The 20,679-nt window shown below is 74.5% G+C and carries 21 protein-coding genes and 1 other RNA gene; 15 read left to right on the top strand and 7 right to left on the bottom strand.

The features are described from left to right. Window positions 1-134: 134 nt before the first annotated feature. The 3 genes from C593_RS0123580 to C593_RS0123570 are packed head-to-tail and all read left to right on the top strand — an operon-like array spanning window position 135 to window position 3,135. Window positions 135-974, top strand: coding sequence for a Nif3-like dinuclear metal center hexameric protein (locus C593_RS0123580; RefSeq protein ID WP_018849795.1), 840 nt, complete (start codon window positions 135-137; stop codon window positions 972-974). Next, window positions 971-1,714, top strand: coding sequence for a CT398-like coiled coil hairpin domain-containing protein (locus tag C593_RS0123575; protein WP_199790080.1), 744 nt, complete (start codon window positions 971-973; stop codon window positions 1,712-1,714). Before C593_RS0123580 ends, C593_RS0123575 begins: the two co-directional genes overlap by 4 nt. Then, window positions 1,714-3,135: a bifunctional RNase H/acid phosphatase gene (locus tag C593_RS0123570; RefSeq protein WP_018849793.1), complete on the top strand. Its 1,422-nt coding sequence runs from the start codon at window positions 1,714-1,716 to the stop codon at window positions 3,133-3,135. Before C593_RS0123575 ends, C593_RS0123570 begins: the two co-directional genes overlap by 1 nt. Window positions 3,136-3,217: 82 nt before the next feature. Here the strand turns inward: C593_RS0123570 and eda are convergent, their stop codons facing one another. Continuing rightward, a complete protein-coding gene (eda, locus tag C593_RS0123565; protein ID WP_018849792.1) occupies window positions 3,218-3,862 on the bottom strand; it encodes a bifunctional 4-hydroxy-2-oxoglutarate aldolase/2-dehydro-3-deoxy-phosphogluconate aldolase in 645 nt (214 codons plus the stop codon). A 175-nt stretch (window positions 3,863-4,037) separates the two neighbouring features. Between eda and C593_RS0123560 the strand changes: the two genes are divergently transcribed. Then, complete coding sequence (locus C593_RS0123560) at window positions 4,038-4,613, top strand: DinB family protein (RefSeq protein WP_026278008.1); 576 nt, start codon at window positions 4,038-4,040, stop codon at window positions 4,611-4,613. Continuing rightward, a complete protein-coding gene (locus tag C593_RS33455; RefSeq protein ID WP_018849790.1) occupies window positions 4,610-4,747 on the top strand; it encodes a hypothetical protein in 138 nt (45 codons plus the stop codon). The genes C593_RS0123560 and C593_RS33455 overlap by 4 nt, the downstream gene beginning before the upstream one ends. Window positions 4,748-5,061: 314 nt before the next feature. On the opposite strand, the gene yaaA is transcribed toward C593_RS33455, so the two are convergent. Then, complete coding sequence (yaaA, locus tag C593_RS0123550) at window positions 5,062-5,862, bottom strand: peroxide stress protein YaaA (RefSeq protein WP_018849789.1); 801 nt, start codon at window positions 5,860-5,862, stop codon at window positions 5,062-5,064. 370 nt (window positions 5,863-6,232) lie between these two features. Between yaaA and C593_RS0123545 the strand changes: the two genes are divergently transcribed. Then, window positions 6,233-7,690, top strand: coding sequence for an RNB domain-containing ribonuclease (locus C593_RS0123545; RefSeq protein ID WP_018849788.1), 1,458 nt, complete (start codon window positions 6,233-6,235; stop codon window positions 7,688-7,690). A 24-nt stretch (window positions 7,691-7,714) separates the two neighbouring features. Here the strand turns inward: C593_RS0123545 and C593_RS0123540 are convergent, their stop codons facing one another. Further along, window positions 7,715-8,425 carry a hypothetical protein gene (locus C593_RS0123540; protein ID WP_018849787.1) on the bottom strand — a complete coding sequence of 237 codons (711 nt, stop codon included), beginning with the start codon at window positions 8,423-8,425 and terminating at the stop codon, window positions 7,715-7,717. Beyond that, window positions 8,422-9,315: a MerR family transcriptional regulator gene (locus C593_RS0123535; RefSeq protein WP_018849786.1), complete on the bottom strand. Its 894-nt coding sequence runs from the start codon at window positions 9,313-9,315 to the stop codon at window positions 8,422-8,424. Before C593_RS0123535 ends, C593_RS0123540 begins: the two co-directional genes overlap by 4 nt. Window positions 9,316-9,492: 177 nt before the next feature. On the opposite strand from C593_RS0123535, the gene C593_RS0123530 reads away from it, so the two are divergent. Together C593_RS0123530 and rnpB are read left to right on the top strand one after the other, a co-directional pair. Continuing rightward, on the top strand, window positions 9,493-10,071 hold the full coding sequence (locus C593_RS0123530) for a Uma2 family endonuclease (protein WP_018849785.1): 579 nt from the start codon (window positions 9,493-9,495) through the stop codon (window positions 10,069-10,071). A gap of 43 nt (window positions 10,072-10,114) precedes the next feature. After that, window positions 10,115-10,512, top strand: an RNA gene (gene rnpB, locus C593_RS31095) — RNase P RNA component class A. A 425-nt stretch (window positions 10,513-10,937) separates the two neighbouring features. On the opposite strand, the gene C593_RS0123520 is transcribed toward rnpB, so the two are convergent. Then, on the bottom strand, window positions 10,938-11,528 hold the full coding sequence (locus C593_RS0123520; RefSeq protein WP_026278005.1) for an ATP-binding protein: 591 nt from the start codon (window positions 11,526-11,528) through the stop codon (window positions 10,938-10,940). 176 nt (window positions 11,529-11,704) lie between these two features. Between C593_RS0123520 and C593_RS0123515 the strand changes: the two genes are divergently transcribed. The 3 genes from C593_RS0123515 (at window position 11,705) to C593_RS0123505 (ending at window position 13,462) form a co-directional block, all read left to right on the top strand. Next, window positions 11,705-12,535, top strand: coding sequence for a Scr1 family TA system antitoxin-like transcriptional regulator (locus tag C593_RS0123515; protein WP_018849782.1), 831 nt, complete (start codon window positions 11,705-11,707; stop codon window positions 12,533-12,535). After that, complete coding sequence (locus C593_RS0123510) at window positions 12,532-12,738, top strand: DUF397 domain-containing protein (protein WP_018849781.1); 207 nt, start codon at window positions 12,532-12,534, stop codon at window positions 12,736-12,738. Before C593_RS0123515 ends, C593_RS0123510 begins: the two co-directional genes overlap by 4 nt. Window positions 12,739-12,805: 67 nt before the next feature. After that, the gene (locus C593_RS0123505; protein ID WP_018849780.1) at window positions 12,806-13,462 is read left to right on the top strand and encodes a class I SAM-dependent methyltransferase; all 657 of its coding nucleotides are present in this window, start codon (window positions 12,806-12,808) and stop codon (window positions 13,460-13,462) included. A 93-nt stretch (window positions 13,463-13,555) separates the two neighbouring features. Here C593_RS0123505 and C593_RS0123500 read toward each other — a convergent pair whose 3' ends face one another. Together C593_RS0123500 and C593_RS0123495 are read right to left on the bottom strand one after the other, a co-directional pair. Beyond that, entirely contained in the window at window positions 13,556-14,314 is a 759-nt protein-coding gene (locus tag C593_RS0123500; RefSeq protein WP_199790078.1) for an SDR family oxidoreductase, read from the bottom strand. Between the two features lie 172 nt (window positions 14,315-14,486). Then, on the bottom strand, window positions 14,487-15,527 hold the full coding sequence (locus C593_RS0123495; protein ID WP_018849778.1) for a Gfo/Idh/MocA family protein: 1,041 nt from the start codon (window positions 15,525-15,527) through the stop codon (window positions 14,487-14,489). Between the two features lie 141 nt (window positions 15,528-15,668). On the opposite strand from C593_RS0123495, the gene C593_RS0123490 reads away from it, so the two are divergent. The 4 genes from C593_RS0123490 (at window position 15,669) to C593_RS0123475 (ending at window position 20,604) form a co-directional block, all read left to right on the top strand. Then, window positions 15,669-17,141: a Bcr/CflA family efflux MFS transporter gene (locus C593_RS0123490; protein ID WP_020610378.1), complete on the top strand. Its 1,473-nt coding sequence runs from the start codon at window positions 15,669-15,671 to the stop codon at window positions 17,139-17,141. 109 nt (window positions 17,142-17,250) lie between these two features. Continuing rightward, a complete protein-coding gene (locus C593_RS0123485; RefSeq protein ID WP_018849776.1) occupies window positions 17,251-18,315 on the top strand; it encodes a small ribosomal subunit Rsm22 family protein in 1,065 nt (354 codons plus the stop codon). 446 nt (window positions 18,316-18,761) lie between these two features. Further along, window positions 18,762-19,442, top strand: a complete 681-nt coding sequence (locus C593_RS0123480; RefSeq protein WP_018849775.1) for a TetR/AcrR family transcriptional regulator — start codon at window positions 18,762-18,764, stop codon at window positions 19,440-19,442. A gap of 346 nt (window positions 19,443-19,788) precedes the next feature. Next, on the top strand, window positions 19,789-20,604 hold the full coding sequence (locus C593_RS0123475; RefSeq protein WP_018849774.1) for a bifunctional DNA primase/polymerase: 816 nt from the start codon (window positions 19,789-19,791) through the stop codon (window positions 20,602-20,604). Window positions 20,605-20,679 lie beyond the last annotated feature (75 nt).

Here is a 20,679-nt window from a genome sequence, read left to right as displayed (position 1 = left end):
GCTCCCGCCGCCCCGCCGGAGGCACGCGTTCCGCCCCTCGGGGGCGGGGGCCGGGCGGGGCGGGCGTCCCCCAGGGGCGGGGGCGGCCCGGGCGGCCGCCCTGGGCCACCGGCCGGGCGGGTAGCCTGTGGGGCGTGCCCCGTCTGTCTGAAGTCATCGCCGCGCTCGACACCCTCTGGCCCCCCGAGCGGGCCGAGCAGTGGGACGCCGTCGGGACGGTCGTGGGAGAGCCCGGCGCCGAGGTCACGCGGGTACTGTTCGCCGTCGACCCGGTCCAGGACGTCGTCGACGAAGCCGTCCGCCTCGGCGCGGACCTCCTCGTCACCCACCACCCGCTCTACCTCCGCGGGACGACGACCGTCGCCGCCGGCCACTTCAAGGGCCGCGTCGTGCACACCCTGATCAAGAACGACATCGCCCTGCACGTCGCCCACACCAACGCGGACACCGCCGACCCCGGCGTCTCCGACGCCCTCGCGGGCGCCCTCGGCCTCCGGGTCGTGCGCCCCCTGGTGCCGGACGCGACCGACCCCGCCGGCCGCCGCGGCCTCGGCCGGATCTGCGAACTCGACCACCCCGAGACGCTGGCCGAGTTCGCCGCCCGCGCCGCCGGGCGGCTGCCCGCCACCGCGCAGGGCGTCCGCGTCGCCGGCGACCCGGACGCCCTCGTGCGCACCGTCGCCGTCAGCGGCGGCTCCGGCGACAGCCTCTTCGGCCAGGTGCGGGCCGCCGGTGCGGACGCCTTCCTCACCGCCGACCTGCGCCACCACCCGGTGTCCGAGGCCGTCCAGCACACCCCGCTGGGCCTCGTCGACGCCGCCCACTGGGCCACCGAGTGGCCCTGGTGCGAGCAGGCCGCCGCCCAGCTCGACGAGATCTCCGACCGGCACGGCTGGGACCTGCGGGTCCATGTCTCGAAGACGGTCACCGACCCCTGGTCCTCCCACCACGATTCCTCTGGAGCCCCCAACTGAACGCCGCGCCCGCCGACCAGATCCGACTCCTCGACGTACAGGCCCTGGACGTCCGGCTCGCCCGGCTCGCCCACAAGCGGGCCTCGCTGCCCGAGCACGCCGAGCTGGAGTCGCTGAACAAGGACCTCTCCCAGCTCCGTGACCTCCTCGTCGCCGCGCAGACCGAGGAGAGCGACACCGCCCGCGAGCAGACCAAGGCCGAGCAGGACGTCGACCAGGTCCGCCAGCGCGCCGCCCGCGACCAGCAGCGCCTGGACTCCGGCGCGGTCACCTCGCCCAAGGACCTGGAGAACCTCCAGCGCGAGATCGTCTCCCTCGCCAAGCGCCAGGGCGACCTGGAGGACGTCGTCCTGGAGGTCATGGAGCGCCGCGAGGCCGCCCAGGAGCGCGCCGCCGAACTGACCGGCCGTGTCGAGTCCGTGCAGGCCAAGGTCGACGACGCGACCACCCGCCGGGACACCGCCCAGCAGGAGCTGGACGCCGAGGCCGCGAGCGTCACCAAGGAGCGCGAGGTCGTCTCCGCCGCCGTGCCCGCCGACCTCCTCAAGCTGTACGAGAAGCTGCGCGCCCAGCAGGGCGGCGTCGGCGCGGCCCGCCTCTACCAGCGGCGCTGCGAGGGCTGCCAGTTGGAGCTGAACATCACCGAGCTGAACGAGGTCCGCGCGGCGGCCCCCGACGCGGTGCTGCGCTGCGAGAACTGCCGCCGCATCCTGGTCCGCACCTCCGAATCGGGCCTGTAGTGGCGGAGTTCGTCGTCGAGGCCGACGGCGGCTCCCGGGGCAACCCGGGCCCCGCCGGCTACGGCGCCGTCGTCCTCGACCCGGTCACCGGCGAGACCCTCGCCGAGGCCGCCGAGTTCATCGGCACGGCGACGAACAACGTCGCCGAGTACCGGGGACTGATCGCGGGCCTCAAGGCGGCCCGGGACCTGGACCCGGACGCCACCGTCCGCGTCCGGATGGACTCCAAGCTGGTCGTCGAGCAGATGTCCGGCCGCTGGAAGATCAAGCACCCGGACATGAAGCCCCTCGCGGCCGAGGCCGCCCGCGTCCTCCCGGCCGGCCGGGTCCGCTACGAGTGGATCCCGCGCGAGCGCAACAAGCACGCGGACCGGCTGGCCAACGAGGCGATGGACGCGGGGCGTCAGGGCCGGCAGTGGGAGCCGTCCCGCTCCACCGCCGACCTGGACGCGGGCGCGGCCCGCACGGTCGGCGACGCGGCGGCGGGCGCGGCCCGCGCCCGCGAGGCCCTGGCGGGCGCGACCTCGACGGGGTCCGCCGGCACGGGGGCCTCCTCGGCGGGGACCTCCTCGGCCGGGACCCACACGGCCGGAGCCCGCGCCGAAGCCGGGACTGCCACCGGGGCGGCGGCCTCCGCGGCCGGCGGGACCTCGGCGACCTCGGCGAACTCGGCGAACTCGGTCCAGGCTCCCACCGGGGCCGGGTCCGGAACCTCTCCCACCGGGGCCGGGGCCCCGGCCGGGACGGCCACCCCCGCCTCCGGCACCACCCCCGGCTGGGGAAGCGCGGCGGACCTCGGCACCCCCACCACCTTCGTCCTCCTCCGCCACGGCGAGACCGCCCTCACCCCCGAGAAGCGCTTCTCCGGCAGCGGCGGCAGCGACCCCGCCCTCTCCGACGCCGGTCGCCGCCAGGCCGAGGCCGTCGCGTCCGCCCTGGCCGCGCGCGGCACCGTCCAGACGATCGTCACCTCACCCCTGCGCCGCTGCCGCGAGACCGCCGAGGCCGTGGCCACCCGCCTCGGGCTGCCCGTCACCGTCGACGAGGGACTGCGCGAGACCGACTTCGGCGCCTGGGAGGGCCTGACCTTCGCCGAGGTCCGGGAGCGCCACCCGGACGACCTGAACGCCTGGCTCGCGTCCCCGAAGGCGGCCCCCACCGGCGGCGGCGAGTCCTTCGCCACCGTGGCGCGCCGGGTCTCCGCAGCCCGTGACCGCCTCATCGCGGCGCACCGGGGCCGCACCGTCCTCCTCGTCACCCACGTCACGCCCATCAAGACCCTGGCCCGCCTGGCGCTGGGCGCCCCGCCGGAGTCCCTGTTCCGGATGGAGCTCTCGGCCGCGTCGGTCTCGGCGGTGGCGTACTACGCGGACGGCAACGCGTCCCTCCGCCTCCTCAACGACACCTCGCACCTGCGCTGACACCGGCGCCGCCCCGGCACCTGCCGGCCCGTGCAAGCTCCCGGACCGGTGCCCGCACGAGCAACGCCCGCACGGGCGGCGGCTACCCGGCGGCCGTGCCCCGCAGCCCCGACGCCCGGCGCGCCAGCGCCTCCACCCGCCCCCAGTCCTTCGCCCGCACCGCGTCCTGGGGCAGCAGCCACGACCCGCCCACGCACCCCACATTGGGCAACGCGAGATACGCGCCGGCCGACTCCACCGTGATCCCGCCCGTCGGGCAGAAGCGCGCCCCGGGCAGCGGCCCGGCCAGGGACTTCAGGTACGCCGTGCCCCCGGCCGCCTCCGCCGGGAAGAACTTCATCTCGTGGACGCCCTGTTCGAGGAGCGCCACGACCTCCGAGGCCGTCGACACCCCCGGCAGAAACGGGACTCCGGACGCCCGCATCGCACCGAGCAGCGTCTCCGTCCACCCCGGGCTCACCAGGAACCGTGCCCCCGCCGCCACCGCCGCCTCCACCGACGCGGGCGTCACGACCGTGCCCGCCCCGACGACCGCCCCCGGCACCTGCGCCGCGATCGCCCGGATCGCGTCCAGCGCGGGGGCCGTCCGCAGCGTGACCTCGATCGCGGGCAGCCCGCCCGCCACCAGGGCCCGGGCGAGGGGCACCGCGTCCTCGGCGTCGTCGATCACGACCACCGGCAGCACGGGCGCGAGGTCGAGCACGGTGGAGGGCGGCACGGAACTCATGCCGCCATCCTGCCCACCCGCCACTCCCTGCGCAACGAGCGTTGTGCAGGGTGCAACGCCTGGCTCAATCCTCACCTGCCGCTGCGGAAGAGCGGGATGTCGCTGGTCGGCCGCCGGCCGAATCGGATGGCGATATTCGGTGGCAGACGGAGTCGATGCGCACCACGATGCGATCATGGACTCAGGCGAGCACAACAACGAAGCAGCGGTGTCTCGGTGGACTCCATCCACCATCTACCCCGACATGTGGGTCGATCCGGAGGACGATCCGCGCGAGGCGGAAGTGGAGACGGTCGACGAGCGTGGCACGCTGCTGGAGAGTCTGCGCTACTTCCGCCTGACTATCGAGATGAAGTGTGTGGGCCTGGATGCCGAGCAGATGGCCCGGCGCTCCGTACCACCGTCCACGATGTCCCTGCTCGGATTGGTACGGCACATGGCCGAGGACGAACGGCACTTTCGCCGGATGGCCGGCGAGAACTCGCCCAGGATCTACCGCACTCCTGAAGACCGTGACGGCGACTGGAACGGAGCGGTCGCCGACCCGGCGGTCGTGGAGGACGCCTGGCGGCAGTGGCGAGCCGAGAGTGAGGTGACCGACCGTTTCATCGCTGGCTTCGCTGACCTCGGCACGCGGACCGGGGAGGCGCCGCTGCGCGAGATCCTGGTGGCGCAGATCACCGAATACGCACGGCACTGCGGCCACGCCGACCTCCTTCGCGAGCGGATCGACGGCCGAGTAGGCCAGTGATCACATCCCGCCGTACGGATCCGGGAGGCGGGAGAAGCCACGACCACGTCCTGGCCCACCTGCGCGCCGACCGCCTCGGCGCCCTCGCCGACCTCGGCTCGGCGGCCGGGACAACGACGTACGCGATCCCGTGATCGTCACCGGGTACATCGCCACTCGTGCCCACAAGCTCACTCGAGGCCAGAAGGAGGCCAACAGTGTTCTCGCTGCCGGATGGGCACCGGTTGAGCACGGCTTCGCCCACCCCGGGAACTGGCGCGTCCTCACCATGGTCCGCACCGATCCCGCCCGCGCCACCCGCCTCCTGCGCGCCCTGCTCGTCCTGACGAACCTCGAGATCAACCGCAGACGGATGAGCTTCTCCGTGGGCTCCTGCCCACGACCAGGACGAGCACTTCGAGATCGGTCATACCAGCTCTTTGACCTGGGGTTTCACGTTGTCGGCAACTCAGTGGATCTCCGTCACCACCACGTCCAGCCCCCACGCCCGCCCCGCCCGCGCGGGCGCCTCCGCCTCGACCGTGTACCCCAGGTCCCGCAACGCCTCGACCAGCGCCGACGGCGTCCGCGGGACGGCTCCCGCCTCCAGCAGGCTCCGCACCAGCCGCCCCTTCGTCGCCTTGTTGAAGTGGCTGACGACCGAGCGCTTCTCCACCCCGTCCACCACCTGCGCGTGCAGCACCCGGACCGTCGCCGTCCGGTCCGCCACCGCCCCCTTCGGCTTCCAGGCCGCCGCGTACGCCGACGACCGCAGGTCCAGCACCAGACCGCCGCCCGCCGCCTCCGGCATGACCCCCGCCATCGGCCCCCGCCAGTACGCGCCGAGCGCGCCCAGCCCGGGCAGCCTGACGCCCATCGAGCAGCGGTACGGCGGGACGCGGTCGCCGATCCGGAGCGCGCCCCACAGCCCCGAGAACACCAGCAGGGACTCCCGGGCCCGGCGCCGGGCGGACGCGTCCAGGGTGGCCAGGCCGAGCGCGTCGTACAGCACCCCGGTGTACAGCTCGCCGGCCGGCCGCGCCCCCGCCGTCCGGAGCTCCGCGTTCTTCGCGATCTCGCCGCGCAGGCCGTCGCTCAGCCCGAGGACCTCCTGCGCCTTGGCCTCGTCGGCCGCGCACAGCTCGACCAGTTCGTCCAGGACCGCCGCCCGCGCCTCCGAGAGCCCCGGCAGGGACAGCGACTCCGGCTTCAGCGGGGCTCCGCGCCCGGCGGGGGCCTTGCCTTCCGACGGCGGCAGCAGCACGAGCACGGCGGTTCTCCTTCATGACGTACGGGGAGGGGGTGCGGCCCCCCGGCAACCCTACAAACCCCGCGCCCGACCCCAGTCCGCCCCCGTGGCCCCGGACTCCCGTGCCCACTGCCGACCCCCAGCCGAACCCGCGCCCGGCCGCCCGCCCCGCGTGCCCCCGGCCGAACCCCACCCGAACCCGCCCCCGCCTAGGCGCCCCCTGCCTCAATCCGCCCCCGCCTGCGCACCCCAGCCGCACCCACCCGAACCCGGCCCCATCCGGGCGCCTCCAGCCTGCGCCCCGGGCGCACCCCGCCTGCGCGCCCGGCCAGCCCGGCGCCGCCCCCTGCTCCGACGTGCTCCCACCTCCACCCCGCCATACGCTCGGTCCATGCCCCGCCGCCCCATGCATCTGACCGGCGCAGCCGAGGCCACGCTGCGCACCGCACTGCGCGAGATCCGCACCACCCCCGACGTACCGGGCCCGTTCCCGCCCGAGGCCCTGGCCGAGGCGGAGACGGCGGCCGGCACCCCCGCCATCGGCCCCGACACCCCCGTCAGCGACCTGCCGTTCCTGACCGTCGACCCGCCCGGCTCCACCGACCTCGACCAGGCGATGCACCTGGCCCGCCGGCCCGGCGGGGGCTACCGCGTGCACTACGCGATCGCGGACGTCGCCGCGTTCGTCGCCCCCGGCGGCCCGCTGGACCGCGAAGCTCACCGGCGCGTCCAGACGCTGTACTTCCCCGACGGGCACGTCCCGCTGCACCCGCCCGTCCTCTCCGAGGGCGCGGCCAGCCTGCTCCCCGGCCGGACCGTCCCCGCCCTGCTCTGGCGCATCGACCTCGACGCCGACGGCGCGCCCCTCGCCACCGCGGCGGGCACCGAGGTGCGCCGCACCCTCGTCCGCAGCCGCGCCCGCCTCGACTACGCCCATGTACAGCGGCAGATCGACACCGGCGCCGCCGAGGAGCCCCTCGCCCTGCTCCGGGAGATCGGACGGCTGCGCGAGGCGCTGGAGGCGGCACGCGGCGGCATCTCGCTCGACGTCCCCGAGCAGGAGATCAACGAACGCGACGGCACCTTCGTCCTCGCGTACCGCGCCCCGCTGCCCGCCGAGGGCTGGAACGCCCAGATCTCCCTGCTCACCGGCATGGCCGCTGCCGATGTCATGATCGCGTCCGGTACGGGCATCCTGCGCACCCTGCCGACCGCACCCGACGGGGCCGTGGCCCGGCTGCGCCGCTCGGCGACGGCGCTGGGGATCGAGTGGCCGCACCACGTCTCGTACGCGGCCCTCGTCCGCTCCCTCGACGCGCGCGAGCCGCGTCACGCCGCCTTCCTCCAGGAGTGCACGACGCTGCTGCGCGGGGCCGGCTACAGCGCGTTCACCGGCGGGGAGCTGCCGACGCCCTTCGTGCACGCGGCCGTCGCGCACGCGTACACCCACTGCACCGCGCCACTGCGCCGGCTCGTCGACCGGTACGCGGGCGAGCTGTGCGTGGCGGCGGTCGCGGGGCGGGAGCCGCCGGAGTGGGTGACGGCCGCGCTCCCGGCCCTGCCGGGCGAGATGGCCGAAGGGTCCCGGCGCGCCAACGCGGTGGAACGTGCCTGCGTCGACCTGGTCGAGGCGGCGGTGCTGCGCGACCGGGTGGGCGAGGTCTTCGACGGCGTGGTGGTGGACGTGAAGGACAATTCCCCCGACGTGGGCACCGTCCACCTGGCGTACCCGGCGGTGGTGGCCCGCATCGAGGGCGACGGGGTGGCGCTGCCGCTGGGGGAGCGCCTGCCCGTCCGCCTCACCCACGCCGACCCGGCCACCCCCTCGGTCCTCTTCGCCCCGGCGTAGCCCCTCAGCACCCCTGCGTGGCCCTCACCCCGGCGCGACCGCTCCCGCTCCCTCGACCCTGCCGTCGCCGTCGCCTTCACCGGCCTTCCGGTACGCGGCGACGAACGCGGCCGGGTCGTCGGCGTGGAAGCGGATCGTTCCCTCCGCGACCGCCCGCGCACCCAGCGGCCGGACGAACGGGACCGGTCGGACCAGGTCCACCGCGACCGTCGTCTGCCCGCCGACCACCAGCTCCACCGAACCGTCCTCGCGCAGGGTGACCAGCTTCCCGTCGGGGAAGCGCCGCTCCACCCGCACCCGGGCGACGGCGTCCACCGGCACCCGTACGTCCACCAGCGCGCCCCAGCGCAGCCGCAGGGACCCGTCCGGTTCCACCACATGTGGCCGCACCACACAGGCCGCGTGCATCGCCACCGCGATCAGCACACCGTAGACATCCACCACCAGCACGATCCCGTGCACCAGCGGCCAGGGGATGAACACGGCCAGCGCGACCGCCTCCACGACGGCGACGAAGATCAGGCCCCACATCATCGCCGCCTGTGGCCCGGTGTACGCGCCGGCGTACGCCCCCGCCGGCACACCGTGCCTGCGCCGCGCCACCCACAGCACCAGGCTGTGCACCCCGCGCACTTCGTGCTCCAGCAGCCGCGCGGCCTTCACCGGCAGCACCCCGAGGAGCGCCCGCCAGGTCCTCAGCCCCATGTCCCGCACCGCGCCCCGTCCCACCGTCATCGCCCCGCCCTCTGCCCGCCCTGCTTGCCCCGGTCTCCCTGCCCGCCCTGCTTGCCCTGGGCCCCCGGCCCGATTCCGGCCGCGCCGTCCGCCCTCTCCTTCAGCAGCCCGAGCATCCGCCGCACCACCGCCGCCTGCGCCGGCGCGAAGTCCGCCAGAAACGCCTCCCCGAACGCGCCCGCGAACGGCCCGTCCGCGGCTTCGAACGGGCCGCCCCCCTGCTTCCCCTTCCGCTCCTCCTCGTTCATCAACGCCAGCAGCGCATCCGGCACCGAGTCCGTCAGCGCCGCCGCCAGCGGCTCCACGCGCGGGTCGTCGGCCGCCGCGTCCGCCAGTTCGTCCAGCCGCCCGTACAGGGCCCGCACTCTCGCCGCGTATCCCTCGTCACCGGCCAACGGCCCCAGCAGGGCGAAGAGTTCGGCCCGCTGCTCGTCCGGAACCAGTGAGTCCATCAGCGCCAGGTGCTCGCGGTCCTTGGCCGCCATGGGGGAGTCCGTCGGCCCCAGCGCCCCGAGCAGAACCGTCAGCTCCGCCGACACCGGGCCCTCCACCGGCAGCCGCCCGTCCCGTGCCTGCGCCACCAGCTCCCCGAGCCGTGCCCGGCGCCGCGCGATCGCCGCCTCCTGCGCGGCGAGGTCGGCGTCCAGCTCCTCCAGCACCTCGGCGAGCTCCCGCCCGGCGTCGTCGGCCAGCACGTCCCGCACCTCGGCGAGCCCCAGCCCCAGCTCGGTCAGCCGCCGGATCCGGGCCAGCACCACGGCGTCCCGCAGCCCGTACTCGCGGTACCCGTTGGCGCGCCGCACGGGTTCGGGCAGCAGCCCCTGCTGGTGGTAGTGCCGAACGGTCCGCGGTGTGACGCCGACGAGTGCGGCGAGCTCTCCGATCCTCATGGCGTCCAGTGGAAACCATGACGCTGCGACAGGGTCAAGCCACCACCGGCGCCCCGGCCTCGCGGTGCCTCCGGAACCCCTTGACCATGTGCCACGATCGAGGGAACGACCCCCATGTCCGGGACGGCGGGAGCAGCGATGTCCGAGCATGATCGGCGACCGAGGGAGGAGCGCGACATGACTGCCGTGCCGCATGAACCGCTCACGCGGGACGACGTCCTGCTGGAGGGCTTCCTGGCGCTGGACACGCCGGAGGGTTTCCGGGCGGAGCTGATCGAGGGGGAGATCGTTGTGACACCGCCGCCGGACGGGGACCACGAGGACTACATCGACGTGATCGCCCACCAAGTCATCCGGCGCTCACGAACCGACATGCAGTTCTCGGGCAACAAGGGGCTGAAGCTGCGCAGCGCCCCGGACTGCCCCCGCAACCACGTCATCCCGGACGGCACCTTCGCACGCCGGGACCTGCGGCTGTTCCGCGGTGCCGAGCCCTGGATGCCGAGCGACGGCGTCGCCCTGGTCCTGGAGGTGACCTCGACCCGCCCCCACGCGGACCGCGAGGCCAAGCGCCGCTGCTACGCCCGGGCGGAGATCCCGCTGTACCTCCTGGTGGACCGGGACGCCTCCGCCCTGACCCTCTTCTCCGACCCGGAGAACGGCGACTACCGCCAGCTCACCACCCTCCCGTTCGGCAAGCCCCTGACCCTCCCCGAGCCCTTCGGCTTCGACCTGGAGACCGCCGACCTCGCCTGACCGACCGCCCCCGGCCGGCGGGTAGCATGGTGCGCACGGCAGACGAGCCGGGCGGGCGGCCGCGTGGGGATCCCCGGATCCTCCCGAGGAACGTCCGGGCTCCACAGGGCAGGGTGGTGGCTAACGGCCACCCGGGGTGACCCGCGGGACAGTGCCACAGAAAACAGACCGCCGGGGACCTCGGTCCTCGGTAAGGGTGAAACGGTGGTGTAAGAGACCACCAGTGCCCAGGGTGACCTGGGCAGCTAGGTAAACCCCACCCGGAGCAAGGTCAAGAGGGAGCGCCCCGGCGCTCCTGCGCGGACGTTCGAGGGCTGCCCGCCCGAGTCCGCGGGTAGACCGCACGAGGCCGGCGGCAACGCCGGCCCTAGATGGATGGCCGTCACCCCGACGACCGCGAGGTCCCGGGGTACAGAACCCGGCGTATGCCCGACTCGTCTGCCGCTCCGGCCGCTTTGCCCCGGAAAGGGCCTCCGACCTGCGTCGGAGGCCCTTGGGGCTGGTGCGGGGGCCCACCTGCTCCGCCGCGCCCGCAGGGCGGCGGCCGGGGCTGGTACGGGGCCCGCGCAGTCCTGGCCGCCCCCTGTCGCTCACGCGGGGCCGCCGACGCCCGGCTGAGGCAGCACCTCGGCTTCGGTCTTTCCGCCGAGCCGACGGCTCTCTGGCGGCTGTGCGGCGGCGTGGAGCACCAGTACATCGAGGCCAACGAGGAGAACGCCCCGGCCCGCAGGCCGGGCGCGCACCCCTGGGCCGGGGACCTTCACGGAGATCCTCGCCCACTGGCCCGCCCCCTGCTTCGGCATCGTCCAGAAGCGCATCGACGCCACCGCCGATTACCGCCGGGCAGAAGCAGCGCGAGCACGGGCTCACGGACGACGATCTCCTCGCCTGGCGTCCTCCGGCCGCGACCCGGGGCCGTCGCGCAGCAGTGAAGCAGTAGCCAGCAGGAGATCGACGTCCGTCGTGTCGGGAACCACTCGCCTTGTGCGCGGGTGGCCCTGCTGCCGTGTACACAGCTCCGCCCACACGGTCTTGCCCGGTGCTGCCTCGCGAGGGCTGACGCCCCAGTCGTCCGCGAGGGCGGCGACGAGGTGCAGTCCACGCCCGGACTCGGACGAGGAGTCGGGTGACGGGGCATTCGTGGGAGGCAGCTTCTCGGTCCGGGTGTCGGTCACCGCGATGCGGAAGGTGCCCTCCGTCAGGGTGAGCCGGACGCGGAAGTCCCGCCCGGGGACGTGTCCGTGCCGTACGGCGTTGGCGGTGAGTTCCGCAGCGATGAGCGTGAGTGCCTCGTTGGCCGGAGTCGTGTAGGGGTGGCCCCAGTCGTTCAGCCGGTGCGAGACGAGCCGGCGGGCGAGGCGGGCGCCACGGGGCGTCGAGGTGAAGCGCATGGTGAACTCGCGCTCGGGCGCGGGCTCCTGCGGCATATGCCCGTTCGGGGGAGTTGCTGACTTCATGGGGCCAACGCTCGCGGACCGTGCGTAGCGTTGAACAGGAGCGTTGCGCCGACGAGTACGGGCTGTACGCGCGGGCTGCGCGCTTGTGTGCGGCGCGGGCGTGACCGGTTCGCAGGCGGCACGTTGGACCAGGTTCGGTGGCGTGGCGGTGGTCGTCGGACGGGAGGAGTTGCGGCGTGGACGACGAGGTGCAGCAACCGGAGAACGAGGCCGGGACGGGCATGGTGTCCGTCTTCGGCCGGCAGTTGAAGCTGTGTCGGGAGCGGGCGGGAATGGACCGGGCGAAGCTCGGCTCGCTGACCGGCTACTCGGCCTCGACCATCGCCGCCTTCGAGCAGGGCAGACGCATCCCGCCGACGGCGTTCATCGATCTGGCGGACGAGGTGCTCGGCGCGGGTGGGGTGCTGAGCGCGAGCGCGGAGGAGGTGGCGCGGGCTCAGTATCCGCCGTTCTTCCAGGGCGCGGCCAAGCTGGAGGCTCAGGCGGTTGTGCTTCACGTCTACGCCACGCAGGCTGTGCCGGGGCTCCTGCAGGCCGAGGAGTACGGGCGTGCGGTGTTCTCCATGTGGCGTCCTCAGTTGGACGATGATGTGATCGAGCAGCGCCTGGTAGCCAGGCTGGCCCGTCAGGAGGTCCTCGACCGGCGGCCCGCGCCGCACGTCAGCTTCGTCATCGAGGAGGCCGTGCTCCTGCGTCCGCTGGGGGGCCTGACGGTGTGGAGGGCGCAGTTGGAGCAGCTCCTGCTTCTGAAAGAGAAGAGAAACGTGGAGATCCAGGTGATGCCGCTCTCCCGCCAAGAGCATGCGGGATTGGCAGGCCCGTTCACCTTGATGGAGATGAAGGACGGGCGCAGGATCGCCTACGCGGAGGTGCAGGGCGACAGTCGGGTCCACGTGGATCGTCAGAGGGTCCGTGAGCTTGAGCGCACGTATGGGTCCCTGCGTGCACAGGCCCATACTCCGGCAGAATCAGGCGCGTTGATCGAGAAGCTGTTGGGAGAGAGATGAGCGGGGAGACGACGGCCGGGCTCTGCCCGGACGAAGATGTCTGGATCAAGAGCAGCTACAGCGCCGGTGACGGCGGCGAGTGCGTCGAGGTCGCCACCGGCCCCGACGCCGTCCACGTCCGCGACTCCAAGGACACCACCCGCACCCCCCTCGCCGTGGCCCCCACGGCCTGGACCGCGTTCGTCCACTTCGCGGCCCTTTGACGGACGCGCCGGCCCCGCCCCCGACTTCCTGGGGGCGAGGGCCGGTCCCTTGCGAAGAGGAACCGCCTTGCCCGCACACCACGACATCGCCGCCGAGACGGAGCTGTGGGACACCTTCGCCGCCTCCGCCTTCAAGGACGACGCGGAACCGGGCTTCTGCTGGACCCAGTACTCCGGACACGGACCGGGCCCGGAACTGCTGGGCGCCCCGCGTTCGGTGCTGGAGATCGGCTGCGGCACCGGCCGGGCCCTCGCCCACCTCGCCCGGCGCGGCATCGCCGCCCGGGGCGTCGACCTGTCACCCGTCATGGTCGAGAAGACCACCGCGAAATGGGAAGGAACCGGCGCGGAGTTCGTGTGCTCCGAGGTGCTGGAGTTCCTGAGCGCGCACGAGGAGACGTACGACGCCGTCTACTCGATCTTCGGTGCCGCCTGGTTCACCGACCCGGGCCGCCTCTTCCCCCTCGTCCGCCGACGGCTCCGCCCGGGCGGCGTCTTCGTGTTCTCGCAGCCGCCTGCCATCCCCGGCGCGTACGGGCCCCAGGGCATGTACAAGGGCGGCTTCGCCGGGAAGGCGATGTCCACGTACCGGTACAGCTACCGCCCGCCGGTGTGGGAGCGACTGCTCACCCGGGCCGGGTTCGCCACGGCCGAGGTGCGGGTCCTCGACGCGCCTCACCCCGGGCACATCGGAACGCTCATCGTCCGCGCGGTGGCTCCTTGACGGACTCGGGCCCCGGCGGAGGATTTCGGGATGGGGGCAGCGGACGGCACCGCCGCCGTGCCTCGCGCCGCCCGGGGGCCGCCCGCTCCGGCGTCAACCCCGCCCGATGTACGGCATGTTCGTCGCCATCACCGTCGCGAACGGGATGTTCGCCTCCAGGGGGAGGTCCGCCATGTGGCGGACCGTGCGGGCGACGTCGGTGACGTCCATGACCGGTTCCGGGGCGAGGTCGCCGTTGGCCTGGCGGACGCCCTGCTGCATGGCGCGGGTCATGTCGGTGGCCGCGTTGCCGATGTCGATCTGGCCGCAGGCGATCCGGTGGGGGCGGCCGTCGAGGGAGATGGACTTGGTCAGGCCCGTCAGCGCGTGCTTGGTCGCGGTGTAGGGGGCCGAGTCCGGGCGGGGTGCGTGGGCGGAGACGGAGCCGTTGTTGATGATCCGGCCGCCCCGCGGGTCCTGGTCGCGCATCTGGCGGAACGCGGCCTGGGCGCAGAGGAACGCGCCGTTCAGGTTGACGTCGACGACCTTGCGCCACGCCCCGTACGGGAGGTCCGCGAAGCCGATGCCACCCGGGCCGAAGGTGCCCGCGTTGTTGAAGAGGAGGTCCACGCGGCCGAAGTGCTCGCGGACCGTGGTGAACAGGGCCGTCACCGCGTCCGGGTCCGTCACGTCCGCCGGGACGGCCAGGACGTCCGCGTCCGGGCCGGCGAGGGACGCGGTCTCGTCCAGGGAGCCGGCCGTGCGCCCGGCCAGGGCCACCGACCAGCCGGCCGACGCCAGCTCCAGCGCCACGGCCCGGCCGATCCCCGAGCCCGCTCCCGTCACCACCGCGATCTTCCGTACAGCGCTCATGGCTGCGCAGCGTACGGGCCGGCGCGGCAAGCGGGGCGCGGCCGACCGCCATACGGACGCGGAGAGGGGGCGGAGGGACGGTGAGGCGGACAGCCGGACACCGGGGGCCGGGGCGGCCGAGCGCCATGCGGACGCGGGGCGGCGAGGGGGGAACGGACCCGGCCCGGCGCGGTCACTCGCCGGGGAAGCGCACCCCGATCCGCGCGCGCACCGCGTCCAGTGTCCGCATCACCGCGAGGGTGCCGTCCAGCGGGACGAGCGGGGACTCCGTCTCGCCCGCCCGCAGCGCGCGCGTCACCTCGGCCGCCTCGTGCTCCATCGTGTCGCGGCGCCCGGTGAAGGTGAACTCCTCCGGTTCCGCGCCCGTCCGGTGGAGCACGAAGCGTTCCGGGTGGAAGAAGCCGTCGGGCACGTCGATCCGGCCCAGGGTCCCGCTCACCGAGGCGGTCACCGGGGTGGCGGCCGTGATCGAGCAGCTCAGCAGCGCCGTCGCGCCGCCGTCCCAGCCGAGCAGCATCCCGGTGTTGAGGTCGACGCCCTCCTCGCTCAGCAGCGCGTCCGCCCGGACGCGGTCCGGTTCGCCGAGCAGGAGCTGGGCGAAGGCAACCGGGTAGACGCCGAGGTCGAGCAGGGCGCCGCCGCCGAGGGCCGGATCGCGCAGGCGGTGTGCGGCGTCCGGCGCCGCGGCGAAGCCGAAGTCCGCCTGCACGGTGCGGATCTCGCCGATCGCGCCGTCCCGGACGAGCTCAGTGAGTTTCCGGACAGCCGGATGGCAGTACATCCACATGGCCTCCATGAGGAACGTGCCCCGGGCGCGGGCGAGGGCGACGAGTTCGGCCGCCTCCGCCGCGTTCAGCGTGAACGGCTTCTCGCACAGCACCGGACGCCCCGCCTCCAGACAGAGACCGGCCGCCGCCCGGTGCGCGGAGTGTGGTGTGGCCACATAGACGACGTCCACATCCTCGTCCGCCGCGAGCCCAGCCCAGCTCCCGTGGGCGCGGGGTATCGCGTACCGGTCGGCGAAGGCCCGGGCCGAGGACTCGCTGCGGGAGGCCACCGCGACCACCCGGGCGTCGGGCATCCGCAGCAGGTCCTCGGTGAAGCGGGCGGCGATGCCGCCGGTGGCCAGGATGCCCCAGCGCAGGGGCCGGTTCCGGTCGGAGGCCGTGGCCGCGGCTCCGTCGGGGGTGATGGTGGTGCGGGTGGTGTGCACGGGCGCCCCGTCCGAATGGATTCGATCAAGCGATCGGGCTGAGAGCATAGTTCGTTGAAACCAGGAACAGGAGAGCTGTCGATGCCGGACCGCGGCCAGAGCCACGAAGGACACCACCCCGTACCCGCCGTACACCCCGAGATGTCCGCCGTACACCCCGAGCCCGTGGCCGAGGCCGCCGCCCTCCCCGGGGCGGTCGCCGTCCCGGGGACGGAAGCCCTTCCCGGGGCCGTCCCCGGGGCCGCCGTTTCCGGGGTCCTCCCCGGGGCCGATTCCGGCGGCGGGGCGGTGGCGGCGTCCGGGTCCGGTCCGGCGGCGTCCGGGTCCGGCCCGGAGGCCGGGGACGTCCGGACCGCCGGCGGGGACGGCGTGGGTACGACGGCGGCCGGCCGGGACGGCGCCGGGGCCCGCCGGGCCGGGCTGGTGGTGACCCTCGTACTGGGCGGGCTCACCGCCCTCCCGCCCCTGTCCATGGACATGTACCTCCCCGCCCTGCCCGCCGTCACCGACTCGCTCTCCGCGCCCGCCGCGACCGTGCAGCTCACCCTCACCGCCTGCCTCGCCGGCATGGCCCTCGGGCAGCTGGTCGTCGGCCCGATGAGCGACCGGTGGGGCCGCCGCCGGCCCCTGCTCGCCGGCATGGTCCTCTACGTCCTCGCCACCGCCGTCTGCGCCCTCGCCCCCACCGCCGAACTCCTCATCGCCTTCCGGCTGGTCCAGGGCCTGGCGGGCGCGGCCGGCATCGTCATCGCCCGCGCCATGGTCCGCGACCTGTACGACGGCGTGGAGATGGCACGTTTCTTCTCCACCCTGATGCTCATCTCCGGAGCCGCGCCGATCGTCGCGCCCCTCATCGGCGGCCAGGTGCTGCGGATCACCGACTGGCGAGGGATCTTCGTCGTCCTCACCGGTGTCGGCCTGCTGCTGACCCTGGTCGTCGTCAAGTGGCTCGGCGAGACCCTGCCGCCCGGGCGACGCCACTCCGGCGGGGTTGGCGAGGCCCTGCGCACCATGCGCGGCCTGCTCGCGGACCGGGTGTTCACCGGCTACATGCTCGCGGGCGGCCTCGCCTTCGCCGCGCTCTTCGCGTACATCGCCGCGTCCCCGTTCGTGGTGCAGGAGATCTACGGGGCCTCGCCGCAGACGTTCAGTCTGCTCTTCGGGCTCAACTCGGTGGGGCTGATCGTCGTCGGTCAGATCAACGGAAAGGTGCTCGTCGGGCGGGTGTCGCTGGACAAGGCGCTCGGCTTCGGGCTCACGGTGATCACCCTGGCGGCGACCGCGCTGCTGATGATGACGTCCGGGCTCTTCGGCGAGGTCGGCCTGGTGCCGGTGGCGGCCGGGCTGTTCGTGCTGATGTCGGCCATGGGTCTCGCGATGCCGAACACCAACGCGCTCGCCCTGCTGCGCACCCCGCACGCGGCCGGTTCGGCGTCGGCGCTGCTGGGCACCTCGTCGTTCCTGGTCGGTGCCGTCGCCTCGCCGCTGGTCGGGATCGCGGGGGAGCGGACGGCGGTGCCGATGGCGGTGGTCCAACTGTCCTGCGCCCTGGCCGCCGTGACCTGCTTCCTGGTGCTGTGCCGCCCCTGGCAGCGCAGGAACCAGGGCATCTGAGGAAGCAAGGCATCTGAGGAAGCAGGGCACCTGGGTAAGCCACCTGGGTAAGCAGGGCACCGGAGGGCGGGCGCCCCGGTCATTCGACGGGGACGACTAGGATTTTCCGGTGAACGCCACCACCCCCACCGCCGAGACGTTGCGCGACACCCTCGCCGGGCTGCTGGCCGGGTTGCCGCCCACGCAGACCGCCCGGGCCGTCGACCGGCTGATCGCCAACTACCGGGGGACCACCCCGACCGACGCCCCCGTCCTCCGCGACCGGGCGGATGTCGCCGCGTACGCCGCGTACCGGATGCCCGCGACCTACGAGGCGGTGCGGTCGGCCCTGGACGCGCTGCGGGAGGCCGTGCCCGGGTGGGCGCCCGTGACGCACACCGACATCGGGGGCGGGACGGGGGCGGCGAGCTGGGCCGTGGCGGAGTCGTGGGCCGAGCGGCCGCCGTCGACGACCGTCCTGGACTGGGCCGAGCCGGCGCTCGCCCTCGGCCGTGAACTGGCCCGCGCCTCGGGCGTGCCGTCGCTCGGTGCCGTGGAGTGGCAGCGCTCTCGTATTGGAGCGGCGCTCCGTATCGAGAGCAGTGATCTCGTCACGGTGTCGTACGTGCTCAAGGAGCTGAGCGAAGCGGACCGGGACGTGGTCGTCGCCGAGGCCGCCCGCGCCGCCCGGGCCGTGGTCATCGTGGAACCCGGCACTCCGGACGGTTACGAGCGGATCATCCGCGCCCGGGACGCCCTCGTCGCGGCCGGTATGACCGTCGCCGCGCCCTGTCCGCACAGTGCCGCCTGCCCGATCGTGCCCGGCTCCGACTGGTGCCACTTCGCGGCCCGCGTCTCGCGCTCCTCTCTGCACCGGCAGATCAAGGGCGGCTCGCTGGCGTACGAGGACGAGAAGTTCAGTTATGTGGCCGCGGTGCGGGGCGGGGGCGGGGCCGGCGAGGGCGGCGCGGGCGGCGACGCGGAGGTTCCGGGTCCGGTGGCTCCCGCCCCGGCCCGGGTCGTGCGCAGACCGCAGATCCGCAAGGGGCTGGTCCTGCTCGACCTGTGCACGGAGGCGGAGGGGCTGCGCCGGGAGACCGTGACCAAGCGCCACGGCCCGCTGTACCGGGCCGCCCGCGACACGGCGTGGGGCGAGGCGTGGCCTCCGGAGGCGGAGGGTGCGGCGGACGCCTGACGGGGCGGGCCCTTGCTCGCTCCGGACGTGGCGGTGCCGGGCTCAGGGCAGTCCGGGTCCACGCGGGTCCGGGCTCACGCGGGTCCAGGTCCACGCGGGTCCAGGTCCACGCGGGTCCGGGTCCACGCGGGTCCGGGTCCACGCGGGTCCGGGTCCACGCGGGTCCGGGTCCACGCGGGTCCGGGCTCACGCCGGACCGGGCTCACGCGGGACGGGGTGGGCGTCCTGCCCGTCCGGGCGTCCGGACCGGGCCGACCCTGGACCGGCTGGCGTCGCGCACCGGGCCCGCTGCGGACGGGGCGGTGCCGGGCCTCCGGGCCGGGCCCACGCCCGACGGGCCCGGGCCCCGGCCCGCCCTGGGCCGGATCCGGTCGCGCGCCGCGGATGCGCGTCGGCCCGCCCGCCTGTCCGAGACGTCTCGTCTCTCCTCTTGCTACGTTGGCCCCATGACCGACGCCAGGACCGCCCCCGACTCCTCCCGCCGCAGTGAGCGTTCGCGCCGTGCGATCTACGACGCGGCCCTCGCGCTCGTCGGGGAGGTCGGGTACGGCCGGACCACGATCGAGGGCATCGCCGCCCGGGCCGGCGTCGGCAAGCAGACCATCTACCGCTGGTGGCCGTCGAAGGGCGCCGTTCTGCTGGAGGCGTTCCTCGACCTGGCCGACCGCGCCGCCGCGGAAGCGGCCGAAGCGGCCGAGGCGGCACAGGTGCCGGGGGAGGCGGGCGGCCCCGGGCAGCCCGGCGGGCCGGGGGAGTACGCCATCCCGGACACCGGCGACCTCGCCGCGGACCTGCGTCTCGTGCTGCGGGCGACCGTCGACGAGATGAACAGTCCCGTCTACGACGCCCCCGCCCGCGCCCTGACCGCCGAAGGCATCCTGGACGCCGAGGTCGGCGCCGTGTTCGTCGAGAAGCTCCTCGAACCCCAGCTCCGGCTGTACACGGACCGGCTGAACGCGGCCCGGGACGCGGGCGGGGTGCGGGCCGACCTGGATCCCCGGATCGCCCTGGAGCTCTTCGTCGGGCCCCTCGCCCACCGCTGGCTGCTGCGTACCCTGCCCCTGACGCACGCGTACGCGGACACGATCGTCGACTACGCCGTGTACGGCCTCGCGCCCCGCTCCTGACCCGCCCCGTTCCGCTCCTGACCCGCCCCGCCTTGCCCCTGGCGCGCCCCGTTCCTGACCCGGCGCGCCCCCTCCGCGCCCAGGCCCCGTGCCCGGCCCCGCGCACCCGGCGCACGGTCCGCCCCGCCGCCGCCCCGACACCGCTGCGACCCCCTCCCGTCCCGGGGCGCGGCCCGTGCGCTCGGGAGCTGCCACCGTGCGCCCCCTCGCGCCGGGAACACGCCGGGAACACGCGGGAACAGATGAGCCGGTACCCCGGTTGGGGACAGTGTCCACCGGGGGCGCAGGATGGTGGGACCATGGCAGCAGTGTCCGCACGGACGATGCGTGAGGTGTGAGGGGATAGATGGGCGACGGTAGCGGTCGGATCCGCGGCACGGAGAGCAGTCGGTCCCAGGAGGGCGGCCGGTCCCGGGAGGGCAGGCTGGCGCAGTGGCTGCGCCGCCGCGCCGGGGCCGAGGCCCGGAGCGCCGAGGCGGAGCACTCCCGCCGCGAGGATCTGCTGCTGGCCACCGCCGCCGCCGGACTGCCGCTCGCCCCGGCCGCGCATCCCGTCGGCTTCCGATGTTCCTGCGAGCGGATCGGCTGTCCCACGCCCGCGACGCATCCGCTCTCCTTCGCCTGGCAGACGCAGTCCACCACGGACCGCGCCCAGATCGAGCGCTGGTCCCGCAACCAGCCCGAGGCCAACTTCGTCACCGCGACCGGCATGGTCCACGACGTCCTGGACGTTCCGTTGGAGGCCGGTCGCAGTGCTCTGCGCAGGCTGCTGGAGCAGGGCGTCGAGGTGGGCCCGGTCGCCGTCCTCGACGAGCACGGCGAGGACGGCCGGATGCTGTTCTTCACCGCCACCCGCGGCACCCCGGAGGACGAGGACGAGTGGTGGCCGTGCGAGCTGGACTGCCACCCCGAGACCATGGACGAGCACCCGGGCCTGCGCTGGCACTGCCGCGGCAGCTACGTCCTGGTACCGCCCGCCCGGCTGCCGGGTGACGGCGACCGGGGCGTGGCCTGGGTACGCGGGGTGGAGAACCCGCTGCCCGACCCGCTGACCCTGCTGGAGACCCTGACCGACGCGTGCGCGCGGTACGCGGACGACCGGCGCAGCAACGGCCTCGACGCCGAGCACCACGAGCCGGCCTGGCCCCTCGGCCGCCGCTAGCCCCTCGGTCGCGCCGCCCGCCCGGCATACGGCGCCCGCCCCGCGCCCCGCCACCCGCCACCGGCCGCCCGCCCC

The sequence above is a fragment of the Streptomyces sp. CNT372 genome (assembly GCF_000377145.1).
This window is presented reverse-complemented; position numbering and strand designations above follow the sequence as displayed.